The 25,033-nt window shown below is 66.9% G+C and carries 21 protein-coding genes; 8 read left to right on the forward strand and 13 right to left on the reverse strand.

Annotated elements, in window-relative coordinates:
* Positions 1–4 precede the first annotated feature (4 nt).
* The 10 genes from MMG85_RS01305 to cmk form a co-directional block, all read right to left on the reverse strand.
* Complete coding sequence (locus tag MMG85_RS01305; RefSeq protein ID WP_241044307.1) at positions 5–337, reverse strand: tRNA-binding protein; 333 nt, start codon at positions 335–337, stop codon at positions 5–7.
* 8 nt (positions 338–345) lie between these two features.
* Complete coding sequence (locus tag MMG85_RS01310) at positions 346–1,638, reverse strand: FAD-binding oxidoreductase (protein WP_241044308.1); 1,293 nt, start codon at positions 1,636–1,638, stop codon at positions 346–348.
* Between the two features lie 56 nt (positions 1,639–1,694).
* Positions 1,695–2,597, reverse strand: coding sequence for a UTP--glucose-1-phosphate uridylyltransferase GalU (gene galU, locus MMG85_RS01315; RefSeq protein ID WP_241044242.1), 903 nt, complete (start codon positions 2,595–2,597; stop codon positions 1,695–1,697).
* Positions 2,594–4,507 (reverse strand): nucleoside-diphosphate sugar epimerase/dehydratase, encoded by a 1,914-nt coding sequence (locus MMG85_RS01320; RefSeq protein WP_241044244.1) that lies wholly within the window; start codon positions 4,505–4,507, stop codon positions 2,594–2,596. The genes galU and MMG85_RS01320 overlap by 4 nt, the downstream gene beginning before the upstream one ends.
* Positions 4,508–4,525: 18 nt before the next feature.
* Complete coding sequence (locus tag MMG85_RS01325; RefSeq protein ID WP_241044246.1) at positions 4,526–5,497, reverse strand: lipopolysaccharide biosynthesis protein; 972 nt, start codon at positions 5,495–5,497, stop codon at positions 4,526–4,528.
* Positions 5,497–6,675 carry a lipopolysaccharide assembly protein LapB gene (gene lapB, locus MMG85_RS01330; RefSeq protein ID WP_241044247.1) on the reverse strand — a complete coding sequence of 393 codons (1,179 nt, stop codon included), beginning with the start codon at positions 6,673–6,675 and terminating at the stop codon, positions 5,497–5,499. Before lapB ends, MMG85_RS01325 begins: the two co-directional genes overlap by 1 nt.
* Positions 6,676–6,677: 2 nt before the next feature.
* Complete coding sequence (locus MMG85_RS01335) at positions 6,678–6,962, reverse strand: lipopolysaccharide assembly protein LapA domain-containing protein (RefSeq protein ID WP_241044249.1); 285 nt, start codon at positions 6,960–6,962, stop codon at positions 6,678–6,680.
* A 71-nt stretch (positions 6,963–7,033) separates the two neighbouring features.
* Positions 7,034–7,339, reverse strand: a complete 306-nt coding sequence (locus MMG85_RS01340; protein WP_055944733.1) for an integration host factor subunit beta — start codon at positions 7,337–7,339, stop codon at positions 7,034–7,036.
* Positions 7,340–7,435: 96 nt separating this feature from the next.
* Positions 7,436–9,127 carry a 30S ribosomal protein S1 gene (gene rpsA, locus MMG85_RS01345; protein ID WP_055944730.1) on the reverse strand — a complete coding sequence of 564 codons (1,692 nt, stop codon included), beginning with the start codon at positions 9,125–9,127 and terminating at the stop codon, positions 7,436–7,438.
* Between the two features lie 151 nt (positions 9,128–9,278).
* On the reverse strand, positions 9,279–9,956 hold the full coding sequence (gene cmk / locus MMG85_RS01350; protein WP_241044251.1) for a (d)CMP kinase: 678 nt from the start codon (positions 9,954–9,956) through the stop codon (positions 9,279–9,281).
* Positions 9,957–10,128: 172 nt separating this feature from the next.
* Here cmk and ykgO point away from each other — a divergent pair, with 172 nt between their 5' ends.
* The 8 genes from ykgO to MMG85_RS01390 all read left to right on the forward strand — a co-directional run bounded on the left by ykgO (position 10,129) and on the right by MMG85_RS01390 (position 16,990).
* Positions 10,129–10,254: a type B 50S ribosomal protein L36 gene (gene ykgO / locus MMG85_RS01355; protein WP_010342887.1), complete on the forward strand. Its 126-nt coding sequence runs from the start codon at positions 10,129–10,131 to the stop codon at positions 10,252–10,254.
* A 184-nt stretch (positions 10,255–10,438) separates the two neighbouring features.
* On the forward strand, positions 10,439–10,768 hold the full coding sequence (locus tag MMG85_RS01360; protein ID WP_055944722.1) for a hypothetical protein: 330 nt from the start codon (positions 10,439–10,441) through the stop codon (positions 10,766–10,768).
* Positions 10,769–10,795: 27 nt separating this feature from the next.
* Complete coding sequence (locus tag MMG85_RS01365; RefSeq protein ID WP_241044253.1) at positions 10,796–11,827, forward strand: agmatine deiminase family protein; 1,032 nt, start codon at positions 10,796–10,798, stop codon at positions 11,825–11,827.
* A gap of 126 nt (positions 11,828–11,953) precedes the next feature.
* Positions 11,954–12,925, forward strand: coding sequence for an aldo/keto reductase (locus MMG85_RS01370; RefSeq protein WP_241044255.1), 972 nt, complete (start codon positions 11,954–11,956; stop codon positions 12,923–12,925).
* Between the two features lie 4 nt (positions 12,926–12,929).
* Positions 12,930–14,237 carry an MFS transporter gene (locus tag MMG85_RS01375; RefSeq protein WP_241044257.1) on the forward strand — a complete coding sequence of 436 codons (1,308 nt, stop codon included), beginning with the start codon at positions 12,930–12,932 and terminating at the stop codon, positions 14,235–14,237.
* Positions 14,238–14,325: 88 nt separating this feature from the next.
* Positions 14,326–15,210: a carbon-nitrogen hydrolase gene (locus MMG85_RS01380; RefSeq protein ID WP_241044259.1), complete on the forward strand. Its 885-nt coding sequence runs from the start codon at positions 14,326–14,328 to the stop codon at positions 15,208–15,210.
* A gap of 9 nt (positions 15,211–15,219) precedes the next feature.
* Entirely contained in the window at positions 15,220–15,750 is a 531-nt protein-coding gene (locus MMG85_RS01385) for a GNAT family N-acetyltransferase (protein WP_241044260.1), read from the forward strand.
* Positions 15,743–16,990, forward strand: coding sequence for a TraB/GumN family protein (locus MMG85_RS01390; RefSeq protein ID WP_241044261.1), 1,248 nt, complete (start codon positions 15,743–15,745; stop codon positions 16,988–16,990). Before MMG85_RS01385 ends, MMG85_RS01390 begins: the two co-directional genes overlap by 8 nt.
* 70 nt (positions 16,991–17,060) lie before the next feature.
* Here the strand turns inward: MMG85_RS01390 and MMG85_RS01395 are convergent, their stop codons facing one another.
* The 3 genes from MMG85_RS01395 to MMG85_RS01405 are packed head-to-tail and all read right to left on the reverse strand — an operon-like array spanning position 17,061 to position 24,771.
* Positions 17,061–20,174, reverse strand: coding sequence for an efflux RND transporter permease subunit (locus MMG85_RS01395; protein WP_241044262.1), 3,114 nt, complete (start codon positions 20,172–20,174; stop codon positions 17,061–17,063).
* Positions 20,171–23,689, reverse strand: coding sequence for an efflux RND transporter permease subunit (locus MMG85_RS01400; RefSeq protein ID WP_241044263.1), 3,519 nt, complete (start codon positions 23,687–23,689; stop codon positions 20,171–20,173). The genes MMG85_RS01395 and MMG85_RS01400 overlap by 4 nt, the downstream gene beginning before the upstream one ends.
* Positions 23,686–24,771, reverse strand: a complete 1,086-nt coding sequence (locus tag MMG85_RS01405) for an efflux RND transporter periplasmic adaptor subunit (protein ID WP_241044309.1) — start codon at positions 24,769–24,771, stop codon at positions 23,686–23,688. Before MMG85_RS01405 ends, MMG85_RS01400 begins: the two co-directional genes overlap by 4 nt.
* Between the last annotated feature and the right edge of the window lie 262 nt (positions 24,772–25,033).

A 25,033-nucleotide genomic window follows, 5' to 3' on the forward strand; every position in this document is an offset into this window, starting at 1 on the left:
CTCTTCACGCCATCCGTGCCCCGTCCGGAACACGCCGCTCGACCGTGGTGATCACCACGCCGTCGTCCGTATGGAAGCCGGTCAGCAGGAACTCGGACACGAAGGGCCCCACCTGTTTCGGCGGGAAGTTGATGACGCCGACGATCTGGCGCCCGACCAGTTCCTTCGCCGAATAGATCGCCTGGATCTGCGCGCTGGTCTTCCTGATCCCATGCGGACCGAAGTCGACCCACAGCTTCCACGCCGGCTTGCGCGCCTCGGGGAACGGTTCGACCCGTAGCACCGTGCCCGCGCACAACTGCACCTTGGCGAAATCATCCCAGGCGATGAGGTCCATCGGTTCCGTCATGTCCGCCCCCCGCCTTCCGTCCGCGCCTTCCACGCGTCCTTGGCCTCTGCCCACCAATAGCTCAACTGGGCACCGAGGAAGCCCGCCGGTTTCATTGCCGAGACCAGGCCATAAGCGGAGAACTCGCGCCATCGCTCGTCCCCTTCCGCAATGGCGGCCGCGACGATCTCGCCCGCGAACGTGGTCGGCGCCACGCCATGTCCACCGAACGCCTGCGCCACCCACAGCCCGGGCTCGACCTGGCCGATCTGGGGCATCTCGTGGCGGGCATAACTCATCAGGCCAGACCAGGCGTAGTCGATCGCCACACCGTCCAACTGCGGAAAGACCTTCAGCATGTCGCGATACAGCAGGCGCCTGACGGCCTGGGGCGAGCGATCCAGGATGGAAATTCGCCCACCCCACAACAACCGCGAGTCGGGCAGCGGCCGGTAGTAATCGAAGGCAAAGCGGGTGTCGTAGACCGCGGCGCGCGTGCGCATCGCGTCATCCATCCGGTCACCCAGCGGCTCGGTGACCATGACGTAGGTGGCGATCGGCAACACACCGGCGTCCACGCGTCGGTGCAGGCCGGCCAGATAACCGCCGCAGGCCAGCACCACGTGCTTCGCTTCGACGGTCCCTGACGGCGTGGTGATGCGCCAGCCATGTCCGCTCTTCGCAAGCGAGACCGCAGGCGACTGCGCAAAGACCGCGACGCCTTGCGCGGCTGCCACCTGCACCAGCCCGTTCGCATACTTCAAGGGATGGAAGTGAAAGGCGCGCGGTTCGAACAGGGCGTCGTGATAGCGCGTCGTGCGCAGTTGCGAGCGGACGGCGTCGCGATCCATCCATTGCCAGTCCTGGTCGAAGGTCTCCGCAAGCAGCGCCTGGCGCCGCTTCAGCACGTGCTGGTCACGGAACCAGTTGGCCCACAGGATGCCTGCCTGGGTGTCATCGCAATCGATGCCATGCCGTGCGATACGGCTGCGGATCAGGTCCACCGCCTGTATCGTGCCCGCGTACAGGGCTTTCGCTCGCTTGGCCCCCAGGTCACGCAGCAGCGAGTCCTCGCCACGCGAGAAGCCGCCGAACACGAAGCCGCCATTGCGACCGGAGGCACCGAACGCGGGTACGTCCGCTTCCAGCAGCACGACACCGCAGACCCCGCGCTCGGCCAAGCCCAGTGCGGTATTCAGCCCCGCAAATCCTCCGCCGACGACACAGACCGTGGCATCGACGGTCGACTGAAGTGCCGGCAGCACAGGCGCGCTGCCGGCCGTGTCGACGTAGTAGTTGCGGGATGACATCGCCAAGAAACGACTCCCCTGGCCTGCAAGGGCCAACCCTGCCCAGCCGGTTGCGGTCAGCCGAGGTCGCGCACGCCCAACTCATTCAAGGCATTCTGCATGGTCGCACGCGCCGCATCGCTGAGCCTCTCGTGGTCGAGCGCATAGCGGATGGTGGCCTCGATCAGCCCGATGTGGGTGCCACAGTCGAAACGCGTGCCCTGGAAGCGGTAGGCGTGAACCGGTTTCTCCGCAAGCAGCGCCGCGATGGCATCGGTCAGCTGGATTTCCCCACCCGCTCCCGGCGTCGTGCTTTCCAGCAACGCAAAGATGCGCGCATCCAGTACGTAACGACCGACGACCGCGAGCGTACTGGGGGCGAGATCCGGCTTGGGCTTTTCGACGATGGCGCTGATGCGCCCTTCGCGCCCCGAGAACGCGTCGGTTGCGACGATGCCGTAACTGCCGGTCTGGTCGCGCGGCACATCCTGCACGGCGATCACACTGCTGCCACTGGCTTCGGCAGCGTCGGCCATCTGCTTCAAGGCACCCGGGCCGCGGTTCCAGATCAGGTCGTCGGGCAGCAGTACGGCAAAAGGCTCATCGCCTACGATGGGCTTGGCGCACAACACCGCGTGCCCCAATCCCAAAGCTTCGGCCTGGGTGACGAAGACCGCGCGGACATGCGGCGGCAGCACGTTCCGCACCAGTTCCAGTTGCTCGATCTTGCCTGCGCGCTCGAGCTTCTGTTCCAGCTCGTACGCCTTGTCGAAGTAATCCGCCACCGCGTGCTTGTAACGGTTGGTGACGAAGATCAGCGTATCGCAGCCCGCCTCGATCGCCTCGTCAACCGCGTACTGGATCAGCGGCCGATCGATGATCGGCAGCATTTCCTTGGGCACGGTCTTGGTGGCGGGCAGGAAACGGGTGCCAAGCCCCGCCACGGGGAACACGGCCTTGCGGATTCGGGCTTGGGTCATCGGGTCCTGCGCGCGTCGCGGCTTGGGAAGACCACGATATTAGCCGACGCTTCATCAACTCCGTTTGACAGCGGCGCGAACTCGGGCACGGCGACCTTCAGCACCTCACCCAACTCGGCGGTGTCATACCGGCTGTGCGCAGCCCGCAAGCGCTGCAGCGCAAGTTCGAGGAACTCCGGCGACACCTCGCGGGCCAGCGCCTTCATGATCTTCGAATGCGACGTGGGCTGGTAGCGCTCGTCCGCATGGAACAGGGTCTCGTGCAGCTTTTCGCCCGGGCGCAGGCCCGTGTAGACGATCGCGATGTCGCGGCCCGGCTGCTTGCCCGCCAGCCGGATCATCTGCTCGGCCAGCAGGCGGATCGGCACCGGGTCACCCATGTCCAGCGTGTAGATCGATGCGTGCGCCGCACCGGACGCCGCCTGCAGGATCAACTGGCAGGCCTCGGGGATGGTCATGAAGTAACGGGTCACGTCGGGATCCGTGACGGTCACCGGCCCACCCTTGCGTATCTGCTCGCGGAAAAGCGGGACCACGCTGCCCGCCGAGTCGAGGACGTTGCCGAAGCGGACCGTCACGTAACGCGTTCCGGAACGCGCATCGTCCAGCGCCTGACATGCCATCTCGGCCAGCCGCTTGGTCGCTCCCAGGACATTGACCGGATCCACGGCTTTGTCGGTCGAAATCAGGACGAACGTACCCACGCCAGCCTCACGGCAGGCACGGGCCACGGTCTCTGTCGCGAGCACGTTGTTGCCCACTGCCTCACGCAGGTGGCCTTCCAGCAGCGGTACCTGCTTGTAGGCGGCCGCATGGAACACCGCGTCCGGCTCAGCCAGCTGCATCGCGTGTGCGATGACGGCAGGATCACCGCAGTTGCCGAGCACAGGCAGGACTTCCAGATCCGGGAAGGCGCGCCGCAGGTCGCCCTGGATGGTGATGAGCGCAAGCTCGTCGATCTCGACCAGCGCGATCCGCTGCGCACCATGGCGCGCGCACTGCCTGCAGAGCTCGGAACCGATGGAACCACCCGCACCGGTCACCATGACGGTGCGCCCGCCCAGCCAGCCCCGTATGAGCTTCCAGTCCGGCGTTACCGATTTCCGACCCAGCAGATCCTCGATCGCGACCTCCTTGAGGTCGCCGGGCATGGACTGGCCTTCCAGGACATTGACCAGTCGCGGCACCATGCGGAACGGCAGTCCGGTGCTCTCGCAGATCGCCACGACACGTTGCATGGCAGGCGCTTCGAGCGACGGCATGGCGATGACCAGCATCCGCGCGGCCGTCTCGCGAGCGACCGCAGCCGCGCTCTCCAAGCCGCCCAGCACCGGAACGCCGAGCAGCTTGGAACCGTGCAGCCGCGAGGCATCGTCAAGGAAGGCCACCGGGTGGTACACACCCGTCCGCCGAAGTTCCCGCACCAGTGCCTCGCCTGCCCGGCCTGCGCCCAGGATCAATACGCGGGATGCACTCTCATGGCTCCGCTGAAGCTGGCTGTCCTTCCAAGCCCTGTACGCCAATCGTGGCAGGCCAAGAAAGCCGACCAACGCGAACGGGTAGAAACCCAGCACGGCACGTGGTGTGGAGCCAAACCGGTTGTAGAAGAAGAGACCCAGCACGACACCGAGGAACCCCAGCGCGCAGGCCTTCACGATGTTCCAGAGGTCGGGCAGGCTCGCGAAACGCCAGAGTCCGCGATAAAGGCCCATCCACCAGAAGACGGCACCCTGCGCCATAAGGACAATGGCGATTTCATTGGACCAGAGGGGAAACTCCGGCGCATGGGCCAGCATGGAGTAACGGAACCGGTGCAGCGCCTGCCAGCACAGCCACACCATGGCCAAATCATGGATCGCCACAAGCGCGCGAGGCATGAATCCGCTCAATCGATCCCGCCAGGACTCCATCAGTTCCCTCTCCCAGTGCTAATCGCGCCATCCCCGACGCAATAAAAACCACAATGCCGCGCCTGTACCGAAGACCATGATCGTCACCGATGCGGTGACGGCCAAACCGGCCTGTAATGCCGCACAGCTTAACAATAAGCTAATACCGCCAAACGCCATGTAAATCACGGTTATCAATGTGTGCCCCCATCGTCTGGCGCCCATTTGGTACAGGTGCCCGACATGGGGGGTCCACCACCGCTCCCCGCGGAGCATGCGCCCCGACAGCGTGAAGCCGGCGTCGATGAGGAAGGCGCAGAGCGGAAGCAGCAGCAACGGCGCCTGCGACGACGGGCGTGTGACCCACGCCGCCACCGCCAGCCCCGCCAGCGCAAACCCCAGCGCCCCGCTCCCCACATCGCCCAGGAATATCCGGGCCTTGGGGAAATTGAACGGCAGGAAGCCCAGGCAGCCCGCGAGCAGCGCCAGGGCCAGCCACTGCCAGCCGCCGTCCAGCAGCCCCGCGTAGGCCAGCGCTGCCAGCGCCGCCTGACTGGCGGCCAGCCCATTGATGCCGTCCATGAAGTTCCAGACGTTGACCAGCGCCATCGCGGCTGCGAACGCGAGCAAGGCCGGCAACCAGTGGCCGCTTTGCCAGCCAGCTCCCGCCGCCAGCATCGTCGCCGCCACGGCTTGTACCCCCAGGCGCAACCAGGGCGACAAGGGGCGGTGGTCGTCCCACCAGCCGATCCCCGCCACCAGCAGCAACCCGGGCAGGAAGCCGAGCCACAAGGCATCCACGGACGCCTGCCTCGTCATCAGGTAGACGCCGGCACAGGCCACCACCAGGACGATGGCGATGCCGCCGCCCCTCGGCGTTGCGACCGTGTGGCTGCGCCGCTCGCCCGGCTGGTCCATCAGGTTGCCGCGCAGCGCGTAGTGCCGCGCCATCCAGGTCGCCACGGCGGCGGCGACGGCCAGCCCCCCCACCCAGACATACGCGCTGGGCATCACACCACCGCGTAGTTCAGCAGCGGCTTGACCGTCCCCCACTCCTTGCAGCTCGGGCACTGCCAGTGATGCGTGCGGGCACCAAAGCCGCAGCGGGTGCAGCGGTAGCTCGGATTGCGCACCAGCAACTGGTCGGTGATGTGCTTGAGATCGTGCAGGGTGGCGGAGGGATCCGCGCCCTCGGCCAGCGTCAGGTCGATCAGCGACGCCTCACCCCTGACCGAGGGGCGGTCCTTGAGCTGTCGTGCCAGATAAGCGCGCGCGGCGGCGACGCCCTCCTGCCGCTCAACCAGCTTGGTCAGGGCCAGCACCGGCGCGATCCCGCGATAGTGCTCGCACATCTCGGACAGGAACGCCCGCGCGCCCGAAAAATCGCCGACCTGTTCATAGCTGGCCAGCAGGCTGGGCAGCACCTCCGGCAGATAATCCGGATCGTGCCGGGCAGCGCGCTCGAAGGCGCGGATCGCGGCTTCGGGATTGCCCGCATCCGTCTCGATCCGCCCCTCGATGATGCCGGCGCGCACGCTGCCCGCATCAGCCTGGTAGGCCCGCCCCACGGCAGCGCGTGCCGCGTCGATGTTGTTCGCCGTGCGCTGCCGTTCGGCGAGCTCGCACTCGAACTGGGCGACCAGCTTGCCCATCGGCTCGGCGGTGACCTCTTCGTACCGCCGCGCATTGTCGATGGCCTTCTCCCAGTCCCGCTCGGCCTGGTAGATGCCGATCAGGTGCTTGAGCGCCTGTGGTGCGCGCTGGTCTATCCGGGCAAGATCGGTGAAGACGGTCTCGGCGCGATCGAGCAGGCCCGAGCGCATGTAATCCTCGCCCAGCGCCAGCAACGCCTGCACGCGCTGCGCATCGCTCAGGTCGGCCCGCTGCACCAGACCCTGGTGCAGGCGGATGGCGCGGTCCACTTCGCCCCGGCGACGGAACAGATGGCCCAGGGCGACCTGCGTCTCGAACGTTTCCTTGTCCAGCTCGGCGATATGCAGGAACAGCTCGATCGCCTTGTCAGGCTGCTCGTTGAGCAGGTAGTTCAGACCACGGAAATAGGTGCTCGACAACCGGCTGACCTGGGTGTCGCCGTGCCGCTGGCCCCCACGCCGGCCGATGATCCAGCCACTCAGCGCCGCCAGCGGGAGGAACAGGAAGAACCAGAACCACTCGGTCAGGAAGTCCATGCTCAGGGACCGCCGTCCACGGCCGACGTGCCGGCGGCGGCCGTCGTCGTCGAGGCGGCACGGTTCGCCTTGCGCAGCTTGGCGTACAGCGGCCAGACCAGGGTAGCCAGCACGATCAGTCCGCCGACCACGACACCCAGCAGCAGGGACAGCATGATGCCGACGCCGGAGGACGTCTGGAATTCGGTGAACAGGAGTTTCAACGTGATCGGCTGCGTGTTGAGCACGCCGATGATGAGTCCGTAGGCCAGGAACAGCAGTGCGACGACCAGGCGGAACATGTTCATCAGGCGACTCCTTGCAGGACGGCGCCTAGCTTAACGGAGTCGGCGCGGAACGACACGCGCCTGTGGCGGGGCTATTCCCCGCTTTCCTCGATGGGCGTGACGTCACTGACGCGCTCGCGCAGCTCCTTGCCCGGCTTGAAATGGGGGACGTGCTTGGCCGGCAGCGCGACCGATTCACCGGTCTTGGGATTGCGACCCATGCGCGGCGGGCGGTAGTGCAGCGAAAAACTGCCGAAGCCACGGATCTCGATGCGGTCACCCTGCGACAGGGCGCCACCCATCATTTCCAGCAACGCCTTGACGGCCAGGTCCACGTCCTCCGCCTTGAGGTGCGGCTGGCGGCGGCTGAGGATCTCGATGAGTTCGGATTTGGTCATCGCATGCGGAATAAGGGCGGAAGTACCCGCGCCGGCCCGGGGTTTCCGGGCCGGCGGGGAACGTTACAACCAGACGTAAAGCAACAGCGGAGCCGCTTACTCGGACTTGCCACCGTCCAGCTGTGCACGAAGCAGCGCGCCCAGGCTGGTGGTACCGGTGGACGCTTCGGCGGCCGACTTGTTGTACTCGGCCAGCGCCTCGGCGGTCTCGGCTTCGTCCTTGGCCTTGATCGACAGCTGCAGCGTGCGGCCCTTGCGGTCCATGCCGATGAACTTGGCTTCGACCTTGTCGCCGACCTTCAGGTGCTGGCTGGCATCGTCCACGCGGTCGTAGCTGATGTCGCGCGCCATCACGTAGCCTTCGATGCCGTCGGCCAGTTCGACCGTGGCGCCCTTGGCGTCCACTTCCTTCACCGTGCCTTCGACCTTCGAGCCCTTCGGGTGCGCGGCCATGTACTGGCCGAACGGGTCCTGCTCCAGCTGCTTCACGCCCAGGCTGATGCGCTCACGCTCCGGGTCCACGGCCAGCACCACGGCTTCCAGCGTGTCGCCCTTCTTGAAGTTGCGCACGATGTCTTCGCCGGTGGTGTTCCAGCTGATGTCCGACAGGTGGATCAGGCCGTCGATGCCGCCGTCCAGGCCGATAAAGATGCCGAAGTCGGTGATCGACTTGATCTGGCCGGACACCTTGTCGTTCTTCTTGTGGGTGGCCGCGAAGGTTTCCCACGGATTGGCGGCAACCTGCTTCATGCCCAGCGAGATGCGGCGACGCTCTTCGTCCACGTCCAGCACCATCACTTCGACCTCGTCACCGACCTGCACGACCTTGGACGGATTGACGTTCTTGTTGGTCCAGTCCATCTCGGAGACGTGCACCAGGCCTTCGACGCCCGGCTCGATCTCGACGAACGCGCCGTAATCGGTGACGTTGGAGACCTTGCCGAACACGCGGCTGTTGGCCGGGTAGCGGCGGGCGATGTTGTCCCACGGATCCTCGCCCAGCTGCTTCAGGCCCAGCGAAACGCGGTTGCGCTCGCGGTCGTACTTCAGCACGCGAACGTCCAGCTCCTGGCCGACTTCCACGACCTCGGACGGATGGCGCACGCGCTTCCAGGCCATGTCGGTGATGTGCAGCAGGCCGTCGATGCCACCCAGGTCAACGAACGCGCCGTAGTCGGTGAGGTTCTTGACCACACCCTTCAACACCACGCCTTCCTGCAGCTTGTCCATCAGCTGCTCGCGCTCTTCCGAATGCTCGCTCTCGACCACCGCACGGCGGGAGACGACCACATTGTTGCGCTTGCGATCCAGCTTGATGAGCTTGAACTCCAGCTCCTTGCCTTCCAGGTAGCCCGGGTCGCGCACGGGGCGCACGTCGACCAGCGAACCCGGCAGGAATGCGCGGACGTCCTTGATGTCGACGGTGAAACCACCCTTGACCTTGCCGCTGATGCGGCCGGTGATGGTTTCGTTCTTCTCCAGCGCCTGCTCCAGCTCGTCCCACACCATGGCGCGCTTGGCCTTCTCGCGCGAGAGGACGGTTTCGCCGAAGCCGTTCTCGAGGGAGTCGAGCGCGACCTTGACTTCGTCGCCCACGCCCACGTCGATTTCGCCGGCGTCGTTCCGGAACTGTTCGATCGGCACGATGCCTTCGGACTTCAGGCCGGCGTTGATCACCACCACGTCGTTGCGGACTTCCACGACGACGCCGGTGACGATCGCGCCCGGCTTCAGCTTGGCCAGATGGGTCTGGCTCTGTTCAAACAGTTCGGCAAATGATTCGGTCATTGAAAAAATACTCGGTTGATGACACAGACCGGCGCACGGAGATGCGCACGGTCCACCCGTTGTCGGCCTGCGCGGGATGCGTATGGCCGTGAGTGTTGTGGTTGGACACACCGCGCGGAGGATTCCGCACGGACCTTCTGCAGCGCCAGGATCAACCTGCGCGTGCAGGCACCAGGGCCAGCACGCGCTCGACGACGGCGTCGATGCCGAGGCCGGTGGTGTCGATGAGGATGGCGTCGTCGGCCGGCCTCAGGGGCGCCACCGTGCGCTGGGCGTCACGGGCATCGCGGGCGAGGATCTCGCGCAGCAGACCGTCGATTGTGACGGAAACCCCTTTGTCTTTCAACTGCTTATAGCGCCTTTCCGCCCGTTCGTCGGCGCTGGCGGTCAGAAAGACCTTGTAGGGGGCATCCGGAAAGATGACCGTGCCCATGTCGCGGCCGTCGGCGACCAGCCCTGGAGACTGACGGAACGCCCGCTGACGCTCCTTCAGCGCCGAACGGACCTCCGGAATGGCGGCGATGGCCGAGGCCAGCGCACCGGTGGTCTCCAGGCGGAGTTCGTCGGTCGCGTCCAGATCGTCCAAGATCACCCGCAGTCCCTGCTCCGACTCCCGGAAGCTCACCCGGGTATCGAAGGCGCAACGGACCAGCGCTGCCGGATCGGAAATGTCCAGATCGGCCCAGCTCGCCGCCACGCCCACCGCGCGGTACAGCGCGCCCGAATCCAGGTAGTGCCAGCCCAGGCGGGCGGCCGCGAGGCGGCTGACGGTACCCTTGCCGGCGCCGGAAGGGCCATCGATGGTGAGGACGGGGGCGGTGTCGGACATGGGGGCTCCATAGGATTTTCGCCGCCATTATGGCCACCGCCGCAGGCCACGAGGAGACCGTCGCGCACCCCGGTCACGGGCAAGGGATGCAACCGCTTGATAAGGCAGCGGAATTGCCGCTAGAATAGCGGGCTTCGCTTCACCCCATACTTTTACGCCGAGGTTTCAACTCATGAAGGTCCTGTCCTCCCTGAAGTCGGCGAAGGCCCGTCACCGCGACTGCAAGGTGGTCCGCCGCCGCGGCAAGGTCTTCGTGATCTGCAAGTCCAACCCCCGTTTCAAGGCGCGCCAGCGCTGAGGAACGGCACTGCCGGCTCCGGCCGGCAATGCGCGAAAAGCCGCCTCCGGGCGGTTTTTTGTTGCTGCGGTCCACGCCGGCAACCCGCCGGGCGAGCGACGAGCAATGTCAAAAGCGGCGCCAGGCCGCCTTTTTGTTGCCTGCCTTTTGTTATAAAAGGCGGATCACCCAGGGGAACTCCACCATGAGCCGTCGCGCCCTCGCACTTCCGTTGATCGCCCTGCTCGGCCTTGCCGGCCCGGCGTCCGCCGATACGCTGCTGATCGAACGCGCCCAAGAAAAGCCGGCCGCCGCCGCGCCCGTGCGCGGACAGACCGCCGCCGATGTCGAGGCGCGCTTCGGCGCCCCGCAACAGAAGCTGGAGCCGCGTGGCGGCCAGAAGCGCCAGTGGCCGGTGATCCATCGCTGGGTGTATCCCGGCTTCACCGTCTATTTCGAGAAGAGCCGCGTCATCGACGTGGTCCTGAACCAGGCTTCCGCCGACGAAATCGGCCCCAAGCCTCCCATCCGTTGACCGGCGCCTCGCGCGCTCCGTAACCCGATGACCGATGCCTATCGCTTTCCCGCGGAATGGGAACTCCAGTCCGCGGTCCTGATCGCCTGGCCGCACGCCGAGACCGACTGGGCCGACCGCCTCGCCGACGTCGAGGAAACCTACGTCGCCCTGGTGGCCGCCATCACCCGCTTCCAGCCGGTGGTGATCTGCGTGGCCGACGACGACCTGCAGACCTATGCCGAAGCCCGACTGCGCTCGGCGCGGGTGGCGATGGAACGGGTGCGCTTCGTCCCGGCCGAATACGACGACACCTGGCTGCGCGACTCCGGCCCGATCACCCTGCGCGATGGCGACCGCTTCAAGCTGCTCGACTTCCGCTTCACCGGCTGGGGCGGGAAGTACGAGGCCAGCCGCGACGACCGTCTGGTCGGCGAACTGGCGGGCATGCAGTTGTTTCACAACTATTTCGTCCAAAGCATTGATTTTGCTTTGGAAGGTGGCGCCATTGAAACCGATGGCGCGGGCACGCTGTTGACCACGTGGCAGTGCCTGCATGAGCGTCATCCCGATGCCTCGCGCGAGGAATTGACCGGCAAGCTCGCCCGCTGGCTGAAGCAGGACCGCGTGCTCTGGCTCGACCACGGCTATCTGGAAGGCGACGACACCGACGCCCACATCGACACCCTCGCCCGCTTCGCTCCGGACGACGCCATCGTCTACCAGGCCTGCGATGACGCCGAGGACGTGCACTTCGCCGAACTGCAGGCCATGGCGGCCGACATCGCCGCCCTGCGCACCGCCGACGGCCGCCCGTATCGCGCGTTCCCGCTGCCGTGGGCACAGCCGGTGATCGACAACGGTCGGCGATTGGCCGCGTCCTATGCGAACTACCTGATCGTCAACGGTGCCGTGCTGATGCCGGCCTACGGCGATCCGGCCGACGACCAGGCGGCGGCCGTGCTGGCGCAGGCCTATCCGGATCGCGAGATCGTGCAGGTGCCCTGCCGCGCCTTGATCTGGCAGAACGGCAGCCTGCACTGCATCACCATGCAACTGCCCGCGGGATTGCTCGGCTGAAGCCCGCGGCGCTGTCACGGCTCATGGCACCGTGACATCAGTTGGGCGCAGATTGAACGTTTCGTTTACATCTCGCCCTCCGTGATCCCGGATAACCACCGTTTCCCTTTGATCGAGGAGACGGCCGTGTACTCACGACGCAAGTTCCTGACCACCACTGCGCTGGCCACGGCTGGTCTTGGCCTGGCCGCGTGCCGCGATGCCGCCCAGGCCGGTGGCGTGGGCGCGGCATCGCCCGTGCCCGCCGCCGCGCCTGCGTCCAGCGCGATCGGGCCGTTGAATACCCGCGCCATTCCCTCCTCGGGCGAGCGGGTCCCGGTCATCGGCATGGGCACGTCCGGCAGCTTCCAGGTCGGCGAGAGCGCCGCCGAGCGCGATCCGTTGCGCGAAGTGCTGACGCGGTTCTTCGCCGCCGGCGCCACCCTGATCGACACTGCGCCGACCTACGGGACCGCCGAAGACGTGATGGGCGCGCTGCTGGCGGAGCAGAACCTGACCGCCAAGGCCTGGCTGGCCACCAAGCTGTCCGGCGTGACCGGGCGCGAGGCCGGCCTGGCCCAGTTCGAGGACACGCTGCGGCGCCTGAAGACCGACAAGGTGGCGCTGCTGCAGGTCCACAACCTGGGCGACCTGAAGACGCAGATGGCCGTCGCCCGCGAGCTGAAGGCGCAGGGCAAGGTGAAGTACGTCGGCGTGACCCACTACGTGGAGCGCGCGCAGGAGGAACTGGCGGACGTCGTCCAGGCGGAAAAGCCTGACTTCCTGCAGATCAACTATTCGGTCGTCAGTCGTGGCGCGGAGAAGCGCGTGCTGCCGCTGGCGCAGGACCTCGGGGTGGCGGTACTGATCAATCGTGCGTTCGAGGACGGCAAGCTGTTCGCCCAGGTGAAGGACAAGCCGGTACCGCCGGAACTCGCCGCGACAGGCGTGACCTCGTGGGCTCAGGCCTTCCTCAAGTTCGCCCTGAGCCACCCGGCGGTGACCGCCGTCATTCCGGCCACCGGCAAGCCCGATCGGCAGACGGACAACCTGCGCGCCGGCACCGGTCCCGACCTGACGGCCGCCCAGCGCGACGCGCTGATCGCCGCCCTGGCCTGAGCCCATGTCGTCGCCTCCCGCGCCCGGCTTCGCCGGCTGGATCGCCCGCCTGTTCAACGTCAAAGCGCACGAGGCGCCGGTCGTCGGGGCCGGGCTGGCGATGTTCCTCCTGTTGTTCGCCGGCTATTTCATGCTGCGGCCGATCCGCGAAACGATGGGCGTCGCCGGCGGCGTCGACAACCTGCAGTGGCTGTTCACCGGCACCTTCGTGGCGACACTGGCGGTGTTGCCGCTGTTCGGCTGGATCGCCTCGAAGGTGCCGCGCAGGCGCATCGTGCCGTGGGTGTTCGGCGTGGTCGTGGCCAGTCTGCTCGGCTACGGCGCGGCGATGCTGGCGCGACCGGACGACCTGTGGCTGGCGCGCACGTTCTACATCTGGGTCTCGGTGATCAACCTGCTGATGATCTCGCTGGCGTGGAGCGTGCTGGCCGACGTGATGGAAAGCAGCGAGGCCAAGCGCCTGTTCGCGCTGATCGCCGCAGGCGCCAGCCTCGGCGGCCTGGCCGGTCCGCTGCTGACCACGCTGCTGGTCAAACCGCTGGGGCATGGCGGCCTGATGCTGCTGTCCGCGCTGCTGATCGGCGCTAGCGCCGCCACCGCGACCTGGCTGCACCGCTGGCGTGACCGCCACCCGCTGCCCGCCGGTGGCAGTTCCGCCGAGCAACGGCAACGCCCGCTGGGGGGAAATCCGTTCGCCGGCGCCACCGCGGTATTCCGCTCGCCCTACCTGCTGGGCATCGCCTTCTTCGTGCTGCTGCTGGCGACGGTGACGACCTTCCTCTACTTCGAGCAGGCCAAGCTGGTCGCCGAACGCTTCGCCGACAAGGAAGAGCAGACGCAGGTCTTCGGACTGATCGATACCGTCGTGCAGACGCTGGCCATCCTCAGCCAGTTGTTCATCACCGGGCGCATCGCGCAGAAGCTGGGTGTCGGTGTGCTGCTGGTGGCGGTGCCGCTGGTGGTGGCGGCCGGATTCCTGTGGCTGGCGCTGGCGCCGGTCTTCGCCGTGTTCGTGGTGGTGATGGTGGTGCGACGGGCGGGCGAATACGCGTTCGTGCGGCCTGGTCGCGAAATGCTGTACACCGTCGTGCCCGCCGACCAGAAGTACAAGGCGAAGAACTTCATCGACACGGTGGTCTATCGCGGCGGCGATGCATTGAGCGGCTGGGTCAAGCGCGCGCTCGACGTGCTGGCCGAGCATCCTTCGGCAGCGATGTTCATCGGTGCGGGCGTGGCCTTGGCGTGGGCGGCGACCGGCGTGGTGCTGGGCCGACGGCAACGCACGCTGGAAGTACGGCGCGACGCCGCCTGAGTCTGAGCGCCGCGTTCACCGCCGCGATGCCTGCCGTCACGGGGGACGCGGTACCATGCACGCCCCTCTTTCCTGTCTCTCCAACCCGATGAGCCGCACCACCCTGCCCGTTGCCCTGATCCAGGAAAAGAACCACGGCGATGCCGACGCCAACCTGTCGGTCATCGAAGCGCGCGTCGCCGAAGCGGCCAAGCGTGGCGCGCGACTGGTGCTGCTGCAGGAACTGCACAACGGCGCGTACTTCTGCCAACACGAGTCGGTGCAGGAATTCGACCTGGCCGAACCGATCCCCGGTCCCAGCACCGAGCGCCTGGGCAGGCTGGCCAAGCAGCACGGCGTGGTGCTGGTCTCCTCGCTGTTCGAGCGCCGCGCCGCCGGGCTGTACCACAACACCGCGGTGGTCTACGAAAAGGACGGCAGCATCGCGGGCAAGTACCGCAAGATGCACATCCCGGACGATCCGGGCTTCTACGAGAAGTTTTATTTCACCCCGGGCGACATCGGCTTCACGCCGATCGACACCTCGGTGGGTCGCCTTGGCGTGCTGGTGTGCTGGGACCAGTGGTATCCGGAAGCCGCGCGCCTGATGGCGCTCACCGGCGCCGACCTGCTGCTGTATCCCACCGCGATCGGCTGGGATCCGGACGACGAACAGGCCGAGAAGAACCGCCAGCGCGATGCCTGGGTGTTGAGCCATCGCGGCCACGCCGTCGCCAATGGCCTGCCGGTACTGAGCTGCAATCGCGTCGGTCACGAGCCGTCACCGCTGGGCGCCTCCGGCATCCGCTTCTGGGGCAACAGCCACGTGCTGGGTCCGCAGGGTGAATTCATTGCCGAAGCCGGTACCGAGGAAACCATCCTGATGGCGGATATCGACCTGCAGCGCAGCGAGCATGTCCGCCGCATCTGGCCGTTCCTGCGCGACCGCCGCATCGATGCGTACGGCGATCTGCTCAAGCGCTACATCGACTGAGGCCGCCGCGTGCCGTTGATCGTCCGTGACGCCACGCCGGCCGACGTGCCGGCCATCGCTGCCCTCTATGCGGACGAAGTCCGCCATCACGTCAACACCTACGAGTACGACGTGCCGGACGAGGCGGAAATGGCGCGCCGCATGCAGGGCGTGCTCGACGCCGGTTATCCCTACCTGGTGGCCGAACACGACGGCGCCTTCGTCGGCTATGCCTACGCCGGCAGCTATCGCGCCCGCGCGGGTTACCGCAAGACCGTGGAGAACTCGGTCTACGTGGTGCCCGGCCGTCAGGGCCAGGGCATCGGCGCGGCGTTGATGCAGGCCTTGATCGACGCCTGCGAGGCGCGCGGCTACCGGCAGATGATCGCCGTGATCGGCGAACCCACCAATACCGCTTCCATCCGCCTGCACGAGAAATTCGGCTTCACCCTGGTCGGCGTCTTCCGCGGCATCGCCTGGAAGCACGACCGCTGGCTGGACACCGTACAGATGCAACGCACCCTCGGCGCCGGCACCACCGCGCCCCCGCAAGATGACTGACACGATGACCGAACCCACCCCCGCCGTTGCCGATCCGTTGCACGGACAGCCCCACGAGATCGTCGAGCGCGACGGTATCCGCTACACGCTGCTCGGCACCGCGCACGTGTCGCGCGCCAGCGTCGACGCGGTCCGCGCGGCAGTCGCCAGCGGCGACTACGACAGCGTGGCGGTGGAACTGGATCCGGGACGCCTGCAGTCGCTGACCGACCCCGACACCCTGGCGCGGCTGGACCTGGTGAAGGTCATCCGCGAAGGCAAGACGCATCTGTTCGCCGCCAACCTCGCACTGGCGGCCTACCAGCGGCGCCTGGCCGAACAACTCGGCGTCGAGCCCGGCGAGGAGCTGAAAGCCGGCGCGCTGGATGCGCAGGCGCGCGGCCTGCCCGTGCACCTGATCGACCGCGAGGTCGGCCTGACCTTCAAGCGCGCCCTGCAGTCGCTGGGCTGGTGGCAGCGGACCAAGGTCGGCGCCGGCATCCTGGCCAGCATGTTCGGCGACGAGGAAGTCGGCGACGACGAGATCGAGAAGCTCAAGCAGGGCGACATGATGGAATCGAGCTTCGGCGAGTTCGCCGCCGAAAGCCCGCAGCTCTACCAGGCCATCATCGCCGAGCGCGACCAGTACATGGCGGCGGCACTGCGCCAGATCACCGCCAGCAAGCCGACCGATGCCGCATCGCCGTATCGCGTGCTCGCGGTGGTCGGCGCCGGCCACCTGCCCGGCCTGACCCGTCATTTGAAAGACGACACGGCCGATCCCGCGGAACTGCGCAGCACGCTGGAGGTGGTCAAGCCCAAATCGCGCATGCCATGGATGGAACTGGTGATCGGCGTGTTCCTGATCGGCGGTTTCGCCTGGGGGTTCTGGCAGGGCGGCGTCGATGTCGGTTCGGACCTGCTGCTGCAGTGGGTGCTGGCCACCGGCGTGCTGGGCGCCATCGGCTGCGCGATCGCCGGCGGACATCCGCTCAGCATCCTCGCCGCCTTCATCTCGTCGCCGCTGACGCCGCTGCATCCGGCGCTGGCGTCGGGCACGGTCAGCGCGTTCGTGGAAGCCACACTGCGCAAGCCCACCTACGCCGATTTCATGGCGCTGCGTGACGACGTGCAGACGCTGCGCGGCTGGTGGAAGAACCGCGTGGCACGCGTGCTGCTGAACTTCTTCCTGACCAGCCTGGGCACCGCCATCGGCGTGTGGACCGGCGGATTGCGGATGCTGGGCAAGCTGGTCGGCTGATCCGGCACTCCCCTTCGCTGCAAAGAAAAAAGCCGGGCATTGCCCGGCTTTTTCCCTGTTCGTTCCCGCGTTACTCGACGTGCACCGCTGCCACGCTGCTGGCGGCGGCAGCGCCACCGCCGCGTCCCTGGCGTGCCCGCTGGATGGTGCGGGCGGTACCGCTGCGCAGGTCGTCGAGGATGGCGTAGATGGTCGGCAGGAACAGCAGGCTGACCACCGTCGAGAACGCCAGGCCACCGGCGATGGCGCGCGCCATCGGCGCATAGGCCGGCCCGTCGCCCGCCATCTGCGTGTTCGCCATCGCGATGGGCACCATCGCCAGGATCGCCGTGCCCATCGTCATCAGGATGGGACGCAGGCGTTCGCGGCTGCCTTCGACCAGCGCATCGGTGCGCGACAGGCCCCGCCGTCGCAGGTTGTTGATGTGCTCCACCATCACGATGCCGTTGTTCACCACCACGCCCATCAGCACCAGGATGCCGATGAAGGACATGATGCCGAAGGTCGTGCCGGTCAGCGCGAACAGCCAGAACACGCCGAACACCGAGAACACCACGCCGCTCATGATCGCCGCCGGGAACAGCAGCGACTCGAACACCGCCGCCATCACGATGTAGATCATCACCAGCGCGATCAGCAGGTTGAACATCATCTGCGCCATCGCCTCGTCGTCTTCCTCGAAGGCGCTGCCATCGAACGAGTAGCTGTAGCCGGCGGGGAATGCGATGCCCTTCAGCGCCTCTTCCATCGCCTTGCGCGCATCGGGCACGGTGACCTTCTCGGCCAGGTTCGCCTGCACGGTCACCGTCGTCTGCCGGTTGGTCCGCTGGATCTGGGTCGCCGCCGGCAGCACCGCCACGTTCACCAGGCTCAGCAGCGGCACCGTGCGGCCATCGGGCGAGCGCACCATGAAGCCGGCCAGGTCCTCGGTACCGTAATCCTCGGCGCCGGCGAAACGGACCCAGACCGGTACCTCGGTCTCGCCACGGCGGAACTCGCGCAGCGGGGCGCCGCGCAGCGCCAGGCTGACGAAGCGTGCGACCTCCTCGGCACTGAAACCGAACGCCGCCGCACGCTCGCGATCCACGCGCACGGTCAGCTCGCTGTTCTGGTCGCCGACGTCCACGCGCACGTCGCGCAGCTCCTTGCGCTTGGCGAGGATGGGGATCAGGTCGTCGGCGATCTCGGACAGGGTCTGGGTGGAATCACCGACCAGCTGGAAGGACACGCTCTGCCCCGGCTGGCCACCACCGCCCTGCCCGCCGCCCTCGCCATTGATGCCGATGTTGGCCCGGGCCGATTTCGGCAGTTCCTTGCGCAGCTGTTCGACGATCGGCTTGGTTTCGCTGGACTTGTCGGTGTCGAACTTCACCTGGGTGCCGCCCCAGCCCTGCTCGCTGAAGTACGAATACACCTGGGTGATGCGGTACTTCTCGCGGTTGGCCTGCAGGAACTGTTCGACCTTCAGGATCTCGTCGGACATCTGCTCCTTGGTGTACGCGCCCTTCCACTGGTAGTACAGCTCGGCTTCGCCGCCGCCGTCGCCACCGAACATGTCGAACTTGGTGAACTTGATCGGCACGAAACTCACCACCACGATCAGCAGAATGCCCAGCACGCTCCAGCCGCGATGCTCCAGCGTCCAGCGCAGGAAGCCGGCATAGCGCTTCTGCATGCGCGGGATGATGCCGGACTCGGTCCGCACCAGCGGCGGCGTCTTCAGCCGCGCCGAGATCATCGGGATCAGGCTCACCGCCACCAGCCACGAGGCCAGCAGCGACACCGAGATGGTGATGGCGATCTGGCCCAGGTAGATGCTGAGGAAGTTGCGCTCGCCGAACAGGTTGGGCACGAACACGATGCAGTGGCACAGCGTGCCGGCCGACAGCGCGATCGCCACGTGGCGGGTGCCGACGATGGACGCCCACACGGGATTGCCGGGGTACTTCTCGCGCTCCTGGTAGATGCTTTCGACCACGACCACGGCGTTGTCGACCAGCATGCCGATGGCCAGCAGCAGGCCCATCATGGACAGGATGTTGAGGGTCACGCCGGCGAAATACATGAAGCCCAGCGTCATCACGAAACAGATCGGAATGGCCAGCGTGACCATCGCCACCGACGGCCAGTGGCGCAGGAAGAACCACAGCACCACGATCGACAGCACCAGGCCGATCAGGCCGGCTTCGGCCAGTTCCAGCAACGAGGACGTGACGTTCTCGCCCTGGTTCTCGATAACCTTGACCTGCACGTCGCTGAGCGAGGGCTGCGAACGGATCGCCTCCACTTCCTTCAACGCGTTGCTGGACACCTCCACCAGGTTGGCATTGCGCTCCTTGAAGATGTCCAGGCCCACGGCCGGCTGGCCATCCAGGCGGCGGCCATAGTCCATGCGCGCCGGCTTCAGGCGCACGTCGGCGATGTCGCCGAGCCGCACGTTGCCGTTGCCGACCACCAGATCGCGCAACTGCTGCAGATCGGTCAGTTCGCCGACCGGCTGCACGCGCAGGCGCTGCGGCCCGTCGCTGATCACGCCGGCCGAGATCGAGAAGTTCACCGCCTGCAACCGTTGCGTCAGCTCGTTGAGGCTCAGGTTGTGCGCGGTCAACCGGTCCTGGTTGATCGCGATCTCCACCTCGTTCGGCGGCGCACCCGACACCTCGACGCGTGCCACGCCCGGGATGCGCTCGATCCGCCGCTTGAACTCGCGCTCGATCATGTCGTACGCGCCGGTCAGGTCGGTCTTGCTGGCCAGGCGTACCCGCAGCACCGGCTGGTCGGTGGTGGAGAACTTGAAGACGAAGTAGCGCTGCAGGTCCTCGGGCAGCTCGTCGCGGATCGCATCCAGCCGCTCGCGCGCTTCCGAGGCCGCGATGGCGACATCGCGGTCCCAGTCGGAGAACTGGATGAAGATCTGCGCGCCTTCGGCCTTGGCGTTGGACTCCATCCGCTTGATGCCGGCCATCGTCGACAGCGCTTCCTCGGCCGGGCGCAGCACCGTGCGCTCGATCTCCTCGGGTGTCGAACCGGTGTACGGCAGCGACACGAAGATGAAGGGCGGCGACACCTCGGGGAAGGCTTCCAGCGGCAGGCGGACCGCCGCGATCAGGCCGATCACGAACAGCGAGATGAAGAACATCACCGCCGTGACCGGCCGCTTGATGCTGAACTCCGCGACGCTCATGCGGGCTCGCCCTCGCCGTCGACCGGCATCGCCGCCGTCTTGCGGGCGCGACGGCCGCGTTCGCGGTAGTACTCGTCGGCGCGGCGGTCCAGCAGGTCATAGACCACCGGAATCACCAGCAAGGTCAGCAGGGTCGACACCAGCAGGCCGCCGATCACGGTGATCGCCATCGGCGAGCGCACTTCCGCACCCGGGCTGCCGAACAGCGGCGCGGTGGCCAGCGGCAGGAAGCCGAATAGCGTGCACAGCGTGGTCATGATGATCGGACGCAGGCGCGAGCGTGCGCCTTCGACCAGCGCTTCACGCTTTGACACGCCGGCCTCGCGCAGCTGGTTGACCTTGTCGATCAGGATGATCGCGTTCTTGGTCACCAGGCCCACCAGCAGGATCAGGCCGATGAACACCACCACCGACACCGGCGAATTGGTCAGGAACAGCGCCGCGACGGCACCGACCATCGCCAGCGGGATGGTGAACAGGATGACGAACGGATGCAGCAGCGATTCGAACTGCGACGCCATCACCAGGTACACCAGGAAGACCGCCAGGCCGAACGCGAACAGCAGCGAGTTGACCGATTCCGCCAGTTCCTCGCCCTGGCCGCCGATATGCATGCCGACGCCGGCGCCCAGTGGATTCTCGGCGACGATGGTCTGCACTTCCTGCACGGCGCTGCCCAGGTCGATGTCGCGCAGGTTGGCCGACACGATGGCCACGCGCACCTGGTCGGCGCGGTGGATCTCGCTGGGACCGGTCGTGGCCACGACATCCGCCACCGCCGACAGCGTCACCGGACGGGCACTGCCGGGATTGACGATCAGGCGGCGGATGCTCTCCACCGAGGCGCGGTCACCTTCCTGCGCGCGCACCAGCACGTCGATCTTGCGGTCGCGGAAGCTGTAGCGGGTGGCGACTTCGCCGCGAACCTTCTTCACCACCACATCGGCGATCTGCCGCGTGGTCAGGCCCAGCGCACCGGCGCGTTCCTGGTCGAAGCGGATCTGGATCTCGGGGAAGCCCTGCTCCACCGTCGACTTGACGTCGGCGTAGTGCGGGTTCTCGCGCAGCAGTGCCGCCAGCTTCTGGCCCGCCTGCTCGATGCTGGCCAGGTCCTGCCCGCGCAGTTCGACTTCCAGCGGCGTGGAGAAGCTGAAGAGCTCCGGCCGGCTGAAATCGACTTGTGCGCCCGGGTGGTCCTGCATCGTCGTGCGCAGCGCTTCGGTCTCGCGGGCTTCGATGGCCTCGTTGCCGCCGTTGGCCATCACCACCGTCAGCTTGCCGATGTTCTCGCCGCTCTCGGTCGGGTTGGCGTCCAGCCGCGTGCCGCTGCCGCTCACGCCGTACAGCGCGTGGATGCCGTCGGCCTTGGCGTGCTTGTTCTGCAGTTCGCGCACCAGCGCATCGGTCTTGGCCAGCGGCGTGCCCGGGGGCAGCTTCACGGTCATCTCGAAGCGGTCCTGCGCCAGCTGCGGAATCAGGTCCGCGCCCAGCATCGGCACGGCGGCCAGCGCCACCACGAAAGTGGCAGCGGCGAAACCCAGCACCAGCCACGGCCGTTGCAGCGACGCCGGCAGCAGGCGCATGTAGCCGGCTTCGGCGCGATGGTACGGCGCCATCGTCAGGTCGCTGGCCTTGCGCATGACCGGGCCGACCACGGCGACGAGGCCGCGCCACGCGCGCACCACCAGCCAGGCCAGGCCGAAGAACGCGTAGCGGAACATCGCACCGATGCCGCGCCCGCTCGCCGCCACCGGCTTCTGCCAGCGCGAGGCGGGCTTCCACTGCGGATGCGGGGTTTCTTCGGGGAACGCCATCGGCGGCCGGCCCTTCAGCGAACTCAGCATCGGGATCAGCGTCATCGACACGATCAGCGAGATGCCGATGGCGATCGCCACGGTCAATGCCTGGTCGCGGAACAGTTGGCCGGCGATGCCCTGCACGAACACCAGCGGCAGGAACACCGCGATGGTCGTCAGCGTGGAGGCCACCACCGCCATACTGACTTCGCGGGTGCCGACCATCGCCGCTTCCAGAATGCCCAGGCCGCGTTCGCGCGCCTTGGCGATGCTTTCCAGCACCACGATGGAGTCGTCCACCACCAGGCCGGTGGCCAGTGCCAGGCCGCCCAGCGACATGACGTTGAGGCTCAGTCCCAGTTCGCCCATGAAGAAGAACGTGGTGACGATGGAGACCGGCAGCGACAGGCTGATGACGAAGGTGCTCCAGCCATCGCGCAGGAACAGGAAGATGATCAGGATCGCCAGCAGGCCGCCGATCACGGCGTCCTTCTTGACGTCGGCGATGGCATGTTCGATGAACAGCGACTGGTCGTCGATGATCGTCAGTTCGACATCCGGCGGCACCTGCTGCTTGAGCTGTTCCAGCTTGGCCTTCAGCGCATCGGCCGTGGACACGGTGTTGGCGTCGCCTTCCTTGTAGATAGCCAGTTCCACCGCTTCCTTGCCGGCCAGGCGGATGATCGCCTCGCGTTCCTTGAAGCCCTGGCGGACCTCGGCCACGTCCTTCAGGCGCACCGGCATGCCGCCGGCGATCACGCTGCTGCCACCGCCCGAGGCGCTCTGCACCGAGGCCGCCGCGGCCATGGCCTCGGCCGAACCAGTGGACGCGGCGATCGCCGCCATCTGCGCTGCTGCCGACGCCGCGGCGTTGTCGCCGCCGCTCTGCGTGGTCACCAGCATGTCGCGGATTTCGTTGACGGTGGCGAACTGGTTGACGGTACGCACCAGGTAACGCTGCGACCCTTCCTCCAGACGGCCGCCGGAGATGTTGATGTTCTCCTGCTGCAGGCGCTGGATGACGGTGTCGATCGGCAGGCTGAGCTGGGCCAGCTTCTGCTGGTCGATGTCGACCTGGATCTCGTCTTCCAGACCGCCGCCGACCTTCACCGCGGCCACGCCGCTGACCGGTTCCAGCTTCTTCTTCAGGTCGTCGTCGGCATAGCGGCGCAGCTCGGTGAGCAGGCGGATCGCGTCGGTGTCGTTCTTCGGTTCCTGCTTGTTGGACAGCACCAGGCGCAGGATCGGCTCGGTGGAGGGATTGAAGCGCAGCAGCACCGGCGCCTTCGCTTCCAGCGGCAGCGACAGCACTTCCATCTTGTCGCGGACTTCCAGGCTGGCCTGGTCCATGTCGGTGCCCCAGGCGAACTCGAGCACGACATCGCTCTGGCCCGTGCGCGAGACCGACTTCAGCTTGCGCAGGTTCTTCACCACGCCGACGGCTTCTTCCACCGGCTCGCTGATCAGCGTCTCGATTTCCGACGGCGCCGCACCGGTGTACTCGGTGCGCACGGTCAGCGTGGGATAGCTGAGGTCGGGCAGCAGGTTGACCTTCAGCGAACCCAGCGCGATCACGCCGAACAGGAACATCGTGATCCAGAACATCGCGATGGTGACGCGACGACGGGTGGAGAACTCGACCAGTCCGCCGCCCGCTGTGCCGCCGTCCGCCGCTGAGTGGGGGTCGTGTTCCCCCGGTGCGTGGCCGGGCGTGCTCATTGCTTGCTTCCTGCGGTCTTGGCAGCGTCCGGCTTGGCGGCGACCTTGGCCGGTTCGGCGCCGATCACCTGCACCGCGCTGCCTTCGCGCAGCGCCACCTTGCCGGCGGTCACGACCTGCTCGCCGGCCTTCAGGCCTTCGCGCACCTCGATCCATTCGCCATCGACATAGCCCACCTTCACCGGCACGCGCGCGGCCTTGCCGTTGCGCACGGCGAACACCGCCGGATCACCGTCGTCGAGCAGCGCCACGCGCGGCACCACCAGCGCATTGGCGCGCTGGTCGTAGTCGATGCGGATACGGCCGAACATGCCCGGCTGCAGCACGCCGTCGCTGGCGAACGAACCGACCACGCGGAAGGTGCCGCTGCCGGAATCCACCACCGGCGCGATGCGGTCGACCTTGCCCTGGAACACCTTGCCCGGCAGCGCATCCACCGCCAGCGCGATCGGCAGACCGGCCTTCAGCGTGGACAGTTCGCGCTCGGGCACATTCAACGTGGCTTCCAGTCGCGACTGGTCGACGATGCGGATGATCGGCGTGTTGATCTGCACGAAGTTGCCGGTCTTGATGGACCGCGAAGCGACCACGCCGGAAATCGGCGCGGTGACCGTGGTGTAGGACAGCTCGAGCGCGGCGGCGCGGTAGAAGGCGCGTGCATTCTCCAGGTCGTACTTGATCTGGTCGACGTCGTTGGCGCTGATCATCTGCTGTTCGACCAGTTGCTGCGCGCGACGGTAGTTGTTCTCCAGCTTGCGCATCTGCGCTTCGGCCTGGGCCACCTGCAGGCGCAGGCGGTCGGGGTCCAGCCGCACCAGCGCCTGGCCGGCACGGACCACCTGCCCTTCCTCGACCAGCACGGCCAGCGCCACGCCGGAGGTCTTGGCCACGACCTGCGACTCGCCCAGCGCTTCCAGCGCCGCCGTGCCGCTGTAGCTGGCCGCGACCGGACGGTGGGAGACCTTGGCGACCTCGACCGGGACGGCGTCGGGCTCCTTGGGGGCATCGCCGTTCTTGGCCTGCGCCTCGGGCGTCGGGCCGCCTCCCTTGCAGGCGGACAAGACCAGCAGGCCGCACAGCACGGGGACCAGTGCGAGGCGCAGGTAGGAACGGCCGGATTCGGGGCGGGGTCGGGACATGGGGACGGTACCGTGGTGGTGTTGTGGTGGTGTTGTATGAAGGTATATCACCCATGAACGACTTCCATGCGCCGAAGGTCATGGTGACTTGCGTCGAGGTTCGTGCTGCATACGCGACAGCCGAAGGAGACGATGCGCCGTTTCGCCCTCGCCAACATGAAGAACGCCTCATCGCCACCGCAAACGTCGATGCATCACGGGGGAC

This window comes from Pseudoxanthomonas sp. LH2527, assembly GCF_022539275.1.
Classification (GTDB): Bacteria; Pseudomonadota; Gammaproteobacteria; order Xanthomonadales; family Xanthomonadaceae; genus Pseudoxanthomonas_A.

Bases quoted from the DNA above. Each gene is read 5' to 3' on its own strand.
- MMG85_RS01320 (WP_241044244.1), bottom strand. From the start codon at position 4,507: ATGGAGTCCTGGCGGGATCGATTGAGCGGATTCATGCCTCGCGCGCTT.
- MMG85_RS01305 (WP_241044307.1), bottom strand. From the start codon at position 337: ATGGACCTCATCGCCTGGGATGATTTCGCCAAGGTGCAGTTGTGCGCG.
- ykgO (WP_010342887.1), top strand. From the start codon at position 10,129: ATGAAGGTCCTGTCCTCCCTGAAGTCGGCGAAGGCCCGTCACCGCGAC.
- galU (WP_241044242.1), bottom strand. From the start codon at position 2,597: ATGACCCAAGCCCGAATCCGCAAGGCCGTGTTCCCCGTGGCGGGGCTT.
- MMG85_RS01310 (WP_241044308.1), bottom strand. From the start codon at position 1,638: ATGTCATCCCGCAACTACTACGTCGACACGGCCGGCAGCGCGCCTGTG.
- MMG85_RS01390 (WP_241044261.1), top strand. From the start codon at position 15,743: ATGACTGACACGATGACCGAACCCACCCCCGCCGTTGCCGATCCGTTG.
- MMG85_RS01335 (WP_241044249.1), bottom strand. From the start codon at position 6,962: ATGAACATGTTCCGCCTGGTCGTCGCACTGCTGTTCCTGGCCTACGGA.
- MMG85_RS01375 (WP_241044257.1), top strand. From the start codon at position 12,930: ATGTCGTCGCCTCCCGCGCCCGGCTTCGCCGGCTGGATCGCCCGCCTG.
- cmk (WP_241044251.1), bottom strand. From the start codon at position 9,956: ATGTCCGACACCGCCCCCGTCCTCACCATCGATGGCCCTTCCGGCGCC.
- MMG85_RS01340 (WP_055944733.1), bottom strand. From the start codon at position 7,339: ATGACCAAATCCGAACTCATCGAGATCCTCAGCCGCCGCCAGCCGCAC.
- MMG85_RS01380 (WP_241044259.1), top strand. From the start codon at position 14,326: ATGAGCCGCACCACCCTGCCCGTTGCCCTGATCCAGGAAAAGAACCAC.
- lapB (WP_241044247.1), bottom strand. From the start codon at position 6,675: ATGGACTTCCTGACCGAGTGGTTCTGGTTCTTCCTGTTCCTCCCGCTG.
- MMG85_RS01395 (WP_241044262.1), bottom strand. From the start codon at position 20,174: ATGAGCGTCGCGGAGTTCAGCATCAAGCGGCCGGTCACGGCGGTGATG.
- MMG85_RS01365 (WP_241044253.1), top strand. From the start codon at position 10,796: ATGACCGATGCCTATCGCTTTCCCGCGGAATGGGAACTCCAGTCCGCG.
- rpsA (WP_055944730.1), bottom strand. From the start codon at position 9,127: ATGACCGAATCATTTGCCGAACTGTTTGAACAGAGCCAGACCCATCTG.
- MMG85_RS01400 (WP_241044263.1), bottom strand. From the start codon at position 23,689: ATGAGCACGCCCGGCCACGCACCGGGGGAACACGACCCCCACTCAGCG.
- MMG85_RS01360 (WP_055944722.1), top strand. From the start codon at position 10,439: ATGAGCCGTCGCGCCCTCGCACTTCCGTTGATCGCCCTGCTCGGCCTT.
- MMG85_RS01325 (WP_241044246.1), bottom strand. From the start codon at position 5,497: ATGCCCAGCGCGTATGTCTGGGTGGGGGGGCTGGCCGTCGCCGCCGCC.